The 13,110-nt window shown below is 71.7% G+C and carries 7 protein-coding genes and 1 pseudogene; 2 read left to right on the top strand and 6 right to left on the bottom strand.

The genetic code is table 11. The features are described from left to right. Positions 1-198: 198 nt before the first annotated feature. The gene (locus MCBG_RS25645; RefSeq protein WP_043328784.1) at positions 199-5,265 is read left to right on the top strand and encodes an NAD-glutamate dehydrogenase; all 5,067 of its coding nucleotides are present in this window, start codon (positions 199-201) and stop codon (positions 5,263-5,265) included. Between the two features lie 64 nt (positions 5,266-5,329). Here the strand turns inward: MCBG_RS25645 and MCBG_RS25650 are convergent, their stop codons facing one another. Then, on the bottom strand, positions 5,330-6,139 hold the full coding sequence (locus tag MCBG_RS25650; protein WP_043330969.1) for a class F sortase: 810 nt from the start codon (positions 6,137-6,139) through the stop codon (positions 5,330-5,332). An 87-nt stretch (positions 6,140-6,226) separates the two neighbouring features. Continuing rightward, positions 6,227-7,516 carry a hypothetical protein gene (locus MCBG_RS25655; protein ID WP_223201328.1) on the bottom strand — a complete coding sequence of 430 codons (1,290 nt, stop codon included), beginning with the start codon at positions 7,514-7,516 and terminating at the stop codon, positions 6,227-6,229. A 710-nt stretch (positions 7,517-8,226) separates the two neighbouring features. Between MCBG_RS25655 and MCBG_RS25660 the strand changes: the two genes are divergently transcribed. Then, positions 8,227-10,035, top strand: a complete 1,809-nt coding sequence (locus tag MCBG_RS25660; RefSeq protein WP_043330970.1) for a glycoside hydrolase family 6 protein — start codon at positions 8,227-8,229, stop codon at positions 10,033-10,035. 106 nt (positions 10,036-10,141) lie between these two features. Here the strand turns inward: MCBG_RS25660 and MCBG_RS25665 are convergent, their stop codons facing one another. The 4 genes and pseudogenes from MCBG_RS25665 to MCBG_RS34390 all read right to left on the bottom strand — a co-directional run. Beyond that, positions 10,142-10,525, bottom strand: a complete 384-nt coding sequence (locus tag MCBG_RS25665) for a hypothetical protein (protein ID WP_043328785.1) — start codon at positions 10,523-10,525, stop codon at positions 10,142-10,144. A gap of 69 nt (positions 10,526-10,594) precedes the next feature. Continuing rightward, positions 10,595-10,918 carry a hypothetical protein gene (locus MCBG_RS25670; protein ID WP_043328786.1) on the bottom strand — a complete coding sequence of 108 codons (324 nt, stop codon included), beginning with the start codon at positions 10,916-10,918 and terminating at the stop codon, positions 10,595-10,597. Between the two features lie 17 nt (positions 10,919-10,935). Continuing rightward, complete coding sequence (locus tag MCBG_RS25675; protein WP_043328787.1) at positions 10,936-12,594, bottom strand: sodium:solute symporter family protein; 1,659 nt, start codon at positions 12,592-12,594, stop codon at positions 10,936-10,938. 135 nt (positions 12,595-12,729) lie between these two features. Next, a pseudogene (locus tag MCBG_RS34390) lies at positions 12,730-13,110 on the bottom strand (hypothetical protein); the annotation flags it as partial.

Consider the following 13,110-nt stretch of genomic DNA (forward strand, 5'->3'; position numbering starts at 1 on the left):
GCCCCGTGTGGCAGTGTGATGAACATCGCCAGTCGGGGTACTCCGCGGGCGGCCGACCACGAACCCGCAACGGGTGAAAGGACAGAGTCCCGATCCGGACGTCCGGCCGGTGGTCCGCCGCGGGAGGTACCACGCGGTAGGGCCTAGGCTGGGCGGCAGAGTGACCCACAGTGCGGTGGGTCGAGGGGAGTGGCACCGATGGACCGGCGTCCGGCGATCAAACCGGGACCCGACCTCCGGCAGGCTGACACCGGCCGGGACGACGACAGCTTCGATTCGGCGACCGACGGGGACGGTTTCAGCCGTCTCGACACAGGAGTGACCGGGATGACCGGTTCCAGCATCGACACCCTCTACGACCTGGGCCTGCCCACGCAGGCACTGGCCGACGAGTCGGAGGACGCCGAGCTGGACGAGCCCGTTCCCAACGCGGAGCGGCTGGTCGCCCAGGCGGTCGCGCTGGCCGGCGACGACCACGACGCGGCCACACTCGTGGACCGCTTCTGGCGGTTCGCGCCGGACGAGGAGCTGATCGGCTTCACCGCCGAGGAGATGCTGGAGGCGGCCCGGGCCCACCGGGACCTGGCCCAGCAGCGGGTTCCGGGCGAGCTGAAGCTGCGCATCCACGAGCCGGACGCCGAGCAGCACCACACGGTCGTCGAGATCGTCACCGACGACATGCCGTTCCTGGTCGACTCGGTGACCGCCCTGCTCAACTCCCGTCACCTCGACGTGCACCTGCTGGTGCACCCGCTGGTCGTGGTGCGGCGCGAGCCGCTGGGCCGGCTCACCGAGGTCTCGGCGGACGTGGAGCCGGACGACGCCATCGCCGGTGACCTGGTCGAGAGCTGGATGCGGATCGAGATCGACCCGGTCCGCGACCCGGCCGAGCGGGAGGCGCTGCGCCGCGAGTTGCAGCGGGTGCTCACCGACGTGCGCGAGGCGGTCGAGGACTGGCCGAAGATGCGGCAGCGGGCCCTCGCGCTCGCCGACGAGCTGGCCGCCGCCCGGACGTCGGACAACCGCCCGCCGGTGCCGGAAAAGGACATCACCGACTCGGTGGAGCTGCTGCGCTGGCTGGCGCACGACCACTTCACGTTCCTCGGCTACCGCGAGTACCGCCTGGTCGACGCCGACGGCGCGCGCGGCGGCGGGCAGGCCCTGGAGGCGGTGCTCGGCACCGGCCTGGGCATCCTGCGCTCCGACTCGCCGGAGGCCCGGTCGCTGAACTCGATGACGCCCGAGGCGCACGAGAAGGTGCTGGAGAAGCGCCTGCTCATCATCACCAAGGCCAACTCGCGTGCCACCGTGCACCGCTCGGCGTACCTCGACTACATCGGCTTCAAGATCTTCAACGAGGCCGGCGAGGTGGTCGGGGAGCGGCGCTTCCTGGGCCTGTTCTCCACCGCCGCGTACCGGACCAGCGTGCAGGAGCTGCCGGTGGTCCGGCGCAAGGTCGCCGAGGTGCTCGACCGCTCGGGCCTGAGCCTGCGCAGCCACTCCGGCAAGGACCTGTTGCAGATCCTGGAGACGTACCCGCGCGACGAGCTGTTCCAGATCAAGACCGACGACCTCTACCACGCGGTGATCGGCGTGCTGCGGATGGCGGGCCGCCGGCAGCTGCGGGTGTTCCTGCGCCGCGACGCGTACGGGCGGTTCATCTCCTGCCTGATCTACCTGCCGCGGGACCGGTTCACCACGCAGAACCGGCTGCGCATGCAGGACATCCTGCTGCGCGAGCTGAACGGCGTCGGCGTCGACTACACCACCCGGGTGACCGAGTCGATGCTGGCCCGCGTGCACTTCATCGTGCGGACCGACCCGAACAACCCGCCCGGTGACATCGACGCCGACCTGCTCGCCGAGGAGCTGGCCGACGCGACCCGCCTCTGGGACGACGACTACCGGCTGGTGCTGGAGCGCAAGCTCGGCGACGAGCAGGCCAAGCACCTGTTCGCCCGGTACGCCGACGCGTTCCCGGAGGGCTACAAGGACGGGCACACGCCGTACGAGGCGATGAAGGACCTGGCGAAGCTGGAGCTGCTGGAGGAGCCCGGCCAGCTGGAGATGCACCTGTTCCGCAAGCAGGCCCCGCCGCGTCCGTACGCCGCCCGCGCCGCCGACGCCGACGAGGCGATGGACGTGCGGTTCAAGGTCTACCGGTACGGCGAGCCGATGATGCTCTCCGCCGTGCTGCCGGTGCTGCACTCGCTCGGTGTGAAGGTGGTCGACGAGCACCCGTACGAGGTGGAGCGCGTCGACGGCCGGATCTGGCTCTACGACTTCGGTCTGGAGCTGCCCGAGCGGCACCAGGACCTGGCCGAGGTACGTCCGCACGTGGAGAACGCCTTCGCCGCCGCCTGGCGGGGCGAGGCCGAGGTGGACGGCTTCAACGAGCTGGTGCTCCGGGCCGGGCTCACCTGGCGGCAGGTCGTCGTGCTGCGCGCGTACGCGAAGTACCTGCGCCAGGCCGGCACCGTGTTCTCCCAGGAGTACATGGAGCAGACGTTCATCGCGTACCCGCAGATCGCCGAACTGCTGGTGAAGCTGTTCGAGACCCGGTTCGCCCCGGGCGCCACCACGCTCGACGAGCGGCGGCAGCGCAGCGGTGAGCTGGTCGACGCGATCGGCGAGGCGCTGGACGAGGTGGCCAGCCTCGACCAGGACCGCATCCTGCGGGCCTACCTGACGCTGATCCAGGCCACGCTGCGCACCAGCTTCTACCAGAAGCCGGTGGGCGGGCGGCCCAAGCCGTACGTGGCGTTCAAGCTGGACCCGCAGGCCATCCCGGACCTGCCCGCGCCGCGACCCAAGTTCGAGATCTTCGTCTACTCGCCCCGGTTCGAGGGCGTGCACCTGCGCTACGGGCCGGTGGCCCGCGGCGGCCTGCGCTGGTCCGACCGGCGCGAGGACTTCCGGACCGAGGTGCTCGGCCTGGTCAAGGCGCAGATGGTGAAGAACGCGGTGATCGTGCCGGTCGGCGCCAAGGGCGGCTTCGTGCTCAAGCAGAAGCCGGGCGACCGGGACGAGGCGGTGATCTGCTACAAGGAGTTCATCTCCGCGCTGCTGGACGTCACCGACAACATCGTCAGCGGCGAGATCGTGCCGCCCGAGGACGTGGTCCGGCACGACGGCGACGATCCGTACATGGTGGTGGCCGCCGACAAGGGCACCGCGACGTTCTCCGACATCGCCAACGAGATCTCCGAGGCGCACAGCTTCTGGCTGGGCGACGCGTTCGCCTCCGGCGGCTCGGCCGGCTACGACCACAAGAAGATGGGCATCACCGCCCGGGGCGCCTGGGAGTCGGTCAAGCGGCACTTCCGGGAGCTGGGGCACGACACCCAGACGCAGGACTTCACTGTGGTCGGCGTCGGTGACATGTCCGGCGACGTGTTCGGCAACGGGATGCTGCTGTCGAAGCACATCCGGCTGGTGGCCGCGTTCGACCACCGGCACATCTTCCTGGACCCGGATCCGGACTCGGCCCGGTCGTGGGAGGAGCGCAAGCGGCTGTTCGACATGCCGCGCTCGTCGTGGGAGGACTACGACCGCGAGCTGATCTCCGAAGGCGGCGGCGTCCACTCGCGTACGGCGAAGTCGGTGCCGATCTCGCCGCAGGTCCGCGCGGTGCTCGGCCTCGACGAGGACGTCACGCAGCTCAGCCCGCAGGAGCTGATGAAGGCGATCCTCACCGCGCCGGTGGACCTGTTCTGGAACGGCGGCATCGGCACCTACGTCAAGGCGTCCAGCCAGACCAACGCCGAGGTCGGCGACAAGTCCAACGACGCCATCCGGGTGGACGGCAAGAGCCTGCGCTGCCGGGTGGTCGGCGAGGGCGGCAACCTGGGCTTCACCCAGCAGGGCCGGATCGAGTACGCGTCGACCGGCGGCCGCATCTACACCGACTTCATCGACAACGCGGCCGGTGTGGACTGCTCCGACCACGAGGTCAACATCAAGATCCTGCTCAACACGGCGGTGGCCGACGGGGAGCTGGACCGGCCGGAGCGTGACGAGCTGCTGGCCCGGATGACCGACGAGGTCGCCGAGCTGGTGCTGCGGGACAACTACGACCAGGCGCGGGCGCTGAACAACGCCCAGGCCCAGGCCGCCTCGCTGCTCCCGGTGCACCGGCGGATGATCAACGACCTGGAGCGGTCCGGCGCGCTGGACCGGGCCCTGGAGGCGCTGCCGTCGGACGAGGAGCTGGCGGTCCGCACCGAGAGCGGGCTGACCGCGCCGGAGTTCGCGGTGCTGCTCGCGTACGTCAAGATCGTGCTGGAGCGCGAGATCGTCGGCGAGGGCCTGGCGGACGAGGAGTGGACGACCGACATCCTGGTCAACTACTTCCCGACGCCGCTGCGGCAGCGCTTCGCCGACCGGATGGGCCGGCACCGGCTGCGCCGGGACATCGTCACCACGGTCCTGGTCAACGAGGCGATCAACCGGGGCGGCATCTCGTTCGTCTTCCGGGTGGTCGAGGAGACGGCCGCCTCCGCGGCGGACGTGCTCCGGGCGTACGTGGTGGTCCGCGAGGTGTTCGGCCTGCGTGACCTCTGGGACGCGGTCGAGGCGCTGGACAACAAGGTCTCGCCCGAGCTGCAGACCGCCGTCTACCTGGACACCCGGCGGCTGCTCGACCGCGCGGTGCGCTGGCTCGTCACCAACCGCCGGTCGCCGATCGACGTGCCGGCGGAGATCGACCGGCTGCGTGGCGGCGTGGCCCAGCTCCTGCCGGACCTGGAGCACCGGTTCTGGGGCACCGAGCGGGAGGCCATCGCGGCGCACATCGAGTCGCTCGTCGACCGGGGGCTGCCGCGTGACCTGGCCGAGCAGGCGACCCGCCTGATGTACAGCTTCGGCCTGCTCGACATCGTCGAGACGGCGCAGGCGACCCGGCGGGACGTGGGCGAGGTGGCCTCGGTCTACTTCGTGCTCTCCGACCGGTTCCGGGTGGACGCGCTGCTGTCGAAGATCTCCCTGCTGCCGCGCGAGGACCGGTGGCAGACGCTGGCCCGGATGGCGCTGCGCTACGACCTGTACGCCGCGCTGGCCGCGCTCACCGCCGAGGTGCTCGGCTCCACCCCGGACGACGTGCCGCCGGTGGAGCGGGTGCAGGAGTGGGAGCAGGCGAACGCCACCTCGATCCACCGGGCGCACCGGGCGATGGGGGAGTTCGACGAGTCCCGCGCCGACCTGTCCGCGCTGTCGGTGCTGCTGCGCCAGATCCGTACCCTGGTCCGGACCTCGGCGGCGGCCTGACCGCAGACGCGCGCGTGGCCCGGTGGTCGGTTCCCCGACCACCGGGCCACCGCCGTTTCCGCCCTCACCCGGTCATCGGGGCGTAGACGACGATGTTGTTGAGGTAGCTTCCGGCCGTCTTGTCGAACACCCCACCGCAGGTCACCACGCGCAGGGCGGGCACGGCCGACGGACCGTAGACCTGCGCGGCGGGAAAGGCGGTCTTCGGGTACGACCCGACCTCGCGCACCGTGAACGTGGCGGACCTGCCGTCCTGCCGGGTGACCACTATCGTGTCGCCGGCCACCAGCGCGCCGAGGTTGAAGAACACCGCCGGGCCGAGCTGGGCGGAGTCGACGTGGCCCACGATCACCGCGTTGCCGGCCTCGCCCGGGCTGGCGCCGGGGGAGTACCACCCGGCCTTCATGGCCTGGTCCAGCGGGGGCACCTGGACCGTGCCGTCCGGGTTCGTGCCGAGCGACATGATGTCGGCCCGCACCCCGATACGGGGGATCGAGATGGTCGTCGGCGCGGACCGGGGCAGTGGAGCCGGGGCGGCGCCGTTTCGGCTCGTCGCGCCCGCTGGGCCCGTTGCTTCCGGAGCGCCCGGGACCGCTGCGGCCCCTGGGGCGGCCGCGGTGCCCGGGGCGGCGCCGGGTGCGCCGGTCGTCGGGCCGGGCGTCGCGGGGCCGACGGCGCCCCCGGCAACGTCCGCCGTCGGCAGGCCGGTGGCGTCCGGAGTCAGCTGACCCTCGGCGTCCGGTCCCGGTTGGCCCTCGGCGTCCGGGTCTGCTTGGGGGCCGGTGGTGACCGGGGCCGCCTGCCCGAGCGGCTGCGGCGGGGACGGTGGCGGGACGGTCCGGACGGACGCGCCGATCAGACCGGCCCCGGCCATGGCGAGCAGGACGACGACGGCCGTGCCGGGCACGCCACGGACTTCCGTGACGGCCGCCGGCCCGGGTCGTAATCCGATCAGACCAGGTCACCGGCCCGCCGCCGGCGCAGCAGCACCAGGCCGCCCAGCGCCGCGGCGCCGATCATGCCCGCGCCACCAAAAAACGAGGGTACGGTCCACGCCGGTGGTCGTCATGCCGCCGTCGCCGCCGTCGACCCCACCGCGCGGCAGGACCACCAGCTCGCCCTCACCGCAGGAGCCCCGCAACTCGTACCGGCCCGGCCGGGCGTCGTGCGAGACGGTGGCCTCGCCGTAGTAGACGAAGTCCTTCCCGTGCTCCCAGCCGTCCTTACCGTCCTTGCCGTAGTCGCGCTCGGCGTCCTTGCCGTAGTCGCCCTTGTCGTCCTGCCAGGCGCCTCCGCTCGCCTGCCAGTCGTCCTTGCCGCCCGGCCAGTCGCTCTTGTCGCCCGGCCAGTCGTTCTCACCTTCCTGCCAGTCGTTCTTGCCGCCCGGCCAGGAGCCGTGCTCGTCCTTGCCGTCCTTGCCCTTGTCGTCCGGCCGGCCGCCACGGTCGTCCTTGCCGTGCTCGTCCTTGGCGTCCTTGCCGTGCTGTTCCTTGCCGTCGGGGCCGTGCGCGTCCTTGGTCCAGTCCGGCCCGCCCGGCTTCTCCTTCTCCCAGCCCGGCTCGGCGTCCTGGCCGTACTCGTCGTGCCCCTGCCAGTCGCCGGGGTCGACGGCCGCGCCGGCCCCCGCGCCGCCCGGCTGCGGCTGCCCTTCCGGCTGGCCGGCCGGCGGCTGGGGCTGGTCCGCCGGGGGCTGCGGCATGCCGTCGCCACCCGGGCCGTTGCCGCCGGGCCCGTTGCCACCCGGGCCGTTGCCACCCGGGCCGTTGCCACCCGGGCCGTTGCCGCCCGGCCCGTTGCCGTCGGGCCCATTTCCGCCCGGCCCGTGTCCGTCCCCGCCCGGCTCGCCGCGGCCGTCCGGGCCCTTGCCGTGGTCGTCCTTGCCGTCCGGGCCCTTGCCGTGCTCGTCCTTGCCGTCCGGGCCCTTGTCGTCCCAGCCCCAGTCCTGGTCGCCGCCCCAGTCACCGCCCCGGTCGGCCCAGTCGCCGTGCTCGCCGTCGCGGGCCGGGCGCAGGTCGACCTTGCCGGTCACCTTCGACCAGACGGTGGCGTGCTGCTGCGGCTCGGAGCAGATCGCGAGCAGTTCGACGGTGTCCCCCGCCTTCACCACGTGCGGCTTGGCGATGACCTTGCCCTCGTCGTGCCCGCCCGCGTAGGCCATTCCCGGGGTGAACACGAGAAGGCCGGCGCCGCCGAGGGCAGCGCCCGCGACCACCTTCCCGAGCATCTTCTTAGCCATGACCAGCGTCTCCATCCCTGTTCGTCCTGAGCCCGACGTCAGTCGAGCTAAGGCCGACGTTAGACCTTTTCGCGACTTATTCGGGGAAAGATTCGCTTTTAGGAGTTTGTGGAGATCGGGCGTGTCCGCGCTGTCCCCGCCTCCGCGCGCTGATCGGCCCGACTTCGGCGACCCCGCGACCCGGATCCCGCTCGTACGGTTCCCGACGGTCTCGCCTCCGCCGGTGGGTGGAACGCCATGGGTGTCATTTGGCCGTTTTGACACCCATGGCGTTCCACCCGGCCGAGGCGGAGGCGGGACGGTCCGCCGCCCGGCGTGAGGGGGGCGCGGCGAGGTGGGGGCCGCGGGTGGTTGGCGGCGAGCCCGGCTGGTGTAGCGGGGTCCGGGCGCGCGGTGAGCGGGGCGGGCTCGGGGCGGGCGGTAGGGTGGGCCGCGAGGCGCATCGAGGCATTGCCATGGAAGCGCTCCCATGCAAGAATCGCTGCACGCGGTTCGGGGAGCCACACCGCGAGCTCAGGCGTCGAGGGCAGCCGGTTGACCGGCCGACGTCCGGCTCCATCGGCCGGTCCTGCGGACCGGTCGGCACCACCACCCCCAACGCCCGTCCGGGTCGGGCGTCCCCCGAAGTAACCAGTGGCGCGCACGGTCGTTCCCGCAGGGCGACCGCCGCCGCCATGTGCGCCGGGCCGTACGCGGATCCGGTCTCGCCCAAGGAGATCAGTGGCATGAATCTGTGGAGAAGGCTGTCCGGCCGGAACCGGGCGCTCGCGCTGACCAGCGCCGGCGTCCTGGTAGCCGGTGGACTGGTGACCCTCCCGGTCACCGCGGCGCAGGCCGCCACCCAGTGCAGCGTGACCTACACGACCAGCGACTGGCCCGGTGGATTCACCGGCACCGTGACCATCAAGAACATCGGTGACGCGCTCACCTCGTGGAACCTCGGCTTCACCTTCCCGAACAGCTCGCAGCGGGTGGTGAACGGCTGGTCCGCGCGGTGGTCCCAGAGCGGCCAGAACGTCACCGCGCAGAACGAGTCGTACAACGGGGCGCTCGCCAGCGGCGCCAGCACCACCATCGGCTTCAACGGCTCCTGGAGCGGCAGCAACCCCAAGCCGACCCAGTTCACGCTGAACGGCACGGTCTGCAACGGCGGCACGCCGACCACCAGCACCCCGCCGACGAGCACGCCGCCCACCAGCACGCCGCCGACCAGCACCCCGCCCACGAGCACGCCGCCGACGTCGACCCCGCCGACGTCGCAGCCGCCGCCCGGGCAGCGGGTCGACAACCCGTACGCCGGGGTGAAGGGGTACGTGAACCCCGAGTGGAAGGCCAAGGCCGAGTCGGTGTCCGGCGGCAACCGGGTGTCGAACAACCCGACCGCGGTCTGGATCGACCGGATCGCCGCCATCAACGGCACGCCGGACAGCAGCTCCAACGGCGCGATGGGCGTCCGTGACCACCTGGACGCCGCGCTCGCCCAGGGCGCCGGCTACATCCAGTTCGTCATCTACAACCTGCCCGGCCGCGACTGCTCGGCGCTCGCCTCGAACGGCGAGCTGGGCCCGGACGAGCTGCCCCGCTACAAGGCCGAGTACATCGACCCGATCGCCGCGATCCAGGGCGACTCGAAGTACCGGAACCTGCGCATCGTCAACATCATCGAGATCGACTCGCTGCCCAACCTGGTGACCAACACCTCGGGCAACGCGGGCGGCACGGTCATGTGTGACACGGTGAAGGCCAACGGCGCGTACGTGAACGGTGTCGGCTACGCCCTGGCGAAGCTGGGCGCGATCGGCAACGTCTACAACTACATCGACGCCGCCCACCACGGCTGGATCGGCTGGGACAGCAACTTCGGCCCGGTCGCCGACCAGCTCAAGGCCGCCGCGGTCGCCTCCGGCAGCACCGTCGCCAACGTGGCGGGCTTCATCGTCAACACGGCGAACTACTCCGCGCTGAAGGAGCCGTACGTCAAGATCACCGACACGGTGAACGGCCAGACCGTGCGGCAGTCCAAGTGGGCCGACTGGAACCAGTACCTCGACGAGCTGTCGTTCGCCCAGGCGTTCCGGCAGAAGCTGGTCTCGATCGGCTTCGACAGCAACATCGGCATGCTGATCGACACCTCCCGCAACGGTTGGGGCGGCTCCGCCCGGCCGACCGGCCCCGGCCCGTCGACCAGCGTGGACGCCTACGTCGACGGTGGCCGGGTCGACCGCCGCTTCCACACCGGCAACTGGTGCAACCAGGCCGGCGCGGGTCTCGGCGAGCGGCCGCAGGCCAACCCGGAGCCCGGGATCGACGCCTACGTCTGGGTGAAGCCCCCGGGTGAGTCGGACGGCTCCAGCAAGGAGATCCCGAACAACGAGGGCAAGGGCTTCGACCGGATGTGCGACCCGACCTACACCGGTAACGCCCGCAACGGCAACAGCATGTCCGGTGCCCTGCCGGACGCGCCGATCTCCGGCGCGTGGTTCGCCGCCCAGTTCCAGCAGCTGATGCAGAACGCGTACCCGCCGCTCTCCTGAGCCGCGGCCGTACCACCCGCGGCGGCGGGAGTGAGGCACCGCCCGCGCGGGTTCCCCGGGCCCCTGGTCGACGCCCACGTCGACCAGGGGCCCTCGGGCGTCCGGGTCAGGGAACCGTACGCTCGATCGCGGCCCGGCCCAGCTCGTGCAGGTCGTGGCGGGCCCGTTCCAGGTTCTCCGGCGTCATGTCCTGGCCCCGGGCCATCACCAGGTCCTCCGGGTCCCAGGGCTGCTCGGCGCCGGTACGGATGCCGTCCGGCGCCGCGCCCGTGCCGGTGCCGGTCGCGCCGGTCCCGGCCGCGTACGGGTCACCGATGATGTTCGGCGAGCCGGTGTCGGCCACCGCGCCGTCGGGCTCGGTGAAGGTGGGGTTGTCCGGGTCGACGCCGCCGGCGCGCAACTGGGGCACCGTGCTGTCGTCGTCCACCGCCGCGGCCACCTCGGGGGTCTCCTCGAGCGGCCGCTCGCCACCGCGGTCACGATCGGTCATGCTGCTGCCCTCCTGTCCCTTCGCGTGATCCCCTGGGCGTACCCGGTGCGGGCCGCGCCATGCGGACGGTCAGGCGTCGTCGTGGCCGGGCTCCGGCGTCTCGGTCGGGCTCAGCCGTTGCCAGAGCAGCATCAGCAGGCCGAACACCAGCATCGCCGCGCCGGCCCACAGGTTGATCCGCAGGCCCTGTGCCTTGTCGATCTCGGCGGACGTGTCGAAGAGCCCCATCAGGCCGACGATCAGCCCGTACGCGACGAACAGGCCGCCGATGACCCGGCGGATGTCGAACAGCCGGGCCGCCGCCGAGCGGGCCTCGCGGGCGTCCTCGGTCTCGTCGACGAGCGGGTCGTGCGCCTCGCCGCCCTGGTAGTTGCGGTCCGCGTCGTCTGTCATGGCGTGCGTCCCCTCCTCTAGAAGACCGGGATGTAGAACAGGGCGGCGAGGATCACGGCGACGACGCCGAGCAGCACCGGGGAGCGGTACCAGGCGGCGTCGCCGGCCAGCGAGTCGTCGGCGAGCGCGGTGTCGCTGAGGCCGTACACCAGCCCGGTCAGCTGGTCGTCGGTCTTGGGCCGGGTCAGCGGCGTGACGATCGCGGCCACCACCGCGACGGTGGCGAAGGCCAGGCCGGCGCCCCAGAAGCTCTCCTCCAGGTCCGAGTTGAAGCTGATCACGCCGCCCTTGTAGAGCAGGTACGTGGCGGTGGCCACGAGGGTGCCGGACAGCAGCGACCAGAACCCGGCCAGCGGCGTCATCCGCCGCCAGAACATGCCGATGATGAAGGTGCCGAAGAGCGGGGCGTTGAACACCGAGAAGAGCGCCTGGATGTAGTTCATGATGTTGCTGAACCCGGCCGCGATGAACGCGGTGCCGATGCCGATCACCACCGCGCCGACTGTGGCGAGCCGGCCCACCTTCACGTAGTGCTCGTCCGACTCGTTGCGCCGGAAGTACGCCTGCCAGATGTCGTACGTGAAGACGGTGTTGAACCCGCTGACGTTGGCCGCCATGCCGGCCATGAACGAGGCCACCAGGCCGGTGACCGCGATACCGAGCACGCCGTTGGGCAGCAGGTCGCGCATGAGCAGCGGGATCGCGTTGTTGTAGACCAGGTCGCCGTCGTCGGCGCCCAGCCCCTTCACGGTGACCAGGGCGATCAGGCCGGGGATCACGGTGACCGCGGGGATGAGCAGCTTCGGGTACGCGGCGATGATCGGCGTACGCCGGGCGGCGCTCATGTTCCGTGCGGACAGCGCGCGCTGCACCTCGGCGAAGTTCGTGGTCCAGTAGCCGAAGGAGAGCACGAAGCCGAGGCCGAACACGATGCCCAGCCAGTGCGCGCCGAGCGGGTTGCCGGTGCTGCCGGTGCCCTCCCAGGCGTGCAGGCCGGCCTCGCCGAGCCTGGAGTCGCGGACCGCGTCCATCAGGCCGCTGACGCCGCCGACCTTGATCAGGCCGATGACCGTGATCGGCACCAGGCCGGCGATGATCACGAAGAACTGGAGCACCTCGTTGTAGATCGCGCCGGAGAGCCCGCCGACGGTGATGTACGCCAGCACGATCACCGCGCCGACGATGATCGCGAACCAGAGCGGCCAGCCGAGCAGCGCCTGCATGATCAGCGCCAGCGCGTAGAGGTTCACGCCCGCGATCAGCACCTGGGCTACCGCGAAGCTGATCGCGTTGAGCAGGTGGGTGGGGCGGTTGAAGCGCAGCCGCAGGTACTCGGGGACGCTGCGGACCTTGGAGCCGTAGTAGAACGGCATCATCACGATGCCGAGGAAGACCATCGCCGGTACGGCGCCGATCCAGTAGTAGTGCACGGTCATGATGCCGTACTGGGCGCCGTTGGCGGCCATGCCGATGATCTCCAGTGCGCCCAGGTTCGCCGAGACGAACGCCAGGCCGGTGACCCAGGCGGGCAGCGATCGGCCGGAGAGGAAGAAGTCCACGCTGGTGCGGATCGCGCGCCGGGCGGCGAAACCGACGCCGAGCACCGTGACGAAATAGAGCGCGAGGATCAGGTAGTCCACCGCGTTCATGTCCAGACGCAGGCCGCCGCCGCCCATGCCCGTGCTCCCCTCGTGTGCACCGCTGCCCGCACGTACCCCGTTTGCGAAGTTTCATGCCTGCTGGCCGGTCCGGGCGCGACGGAGCCCCGGCCGGGTCGCCGGCCGGGGCTCGGTGGGGTCCTGCGGCGGGCCTCAGCGCCCCAGTACGCGGTCCAGGAAGTCGCGGTAGCCGCGCACGGCCACCCGGAGCTGCTCGGTGTCGGTGGAGCCGGACTCCTGCCACGCGCCGAGCCGGGTGCGCTGCTCGCGCAGGGCGGTGGAGAGCGCCTCGATCGCCTCCTCGACGAGCGACTCGGCCTCGCCGACCGCGGCGCGCGGGTCGTCCACGAAGCGCAGCTGCACGTCGCGCCAGCGGTCCCGGAAGCCCTGCGCCGCCTCCGGCGCGAACAGCGTCGCGGCGTCGGCCGGTACCGCGCCCGGCGTGGGCCGGTCCGCCCCGCCCAGGGCCGTGCCGGCCGCTGCCGCGCCCGCCGCCGCGGTGCCCGCGTCGACGTGGTCGTGGCGCCGGTCGGC

Source organism: Micromonospora sp. M42, assembly GCF_000568915.1.
Classification (GTDB): Bacteria; Actinomycetota; Actinomycetes; order Mycobacteriales; family Micromonosporaceae; genus Micromonospora; species Micromonospora chalcea.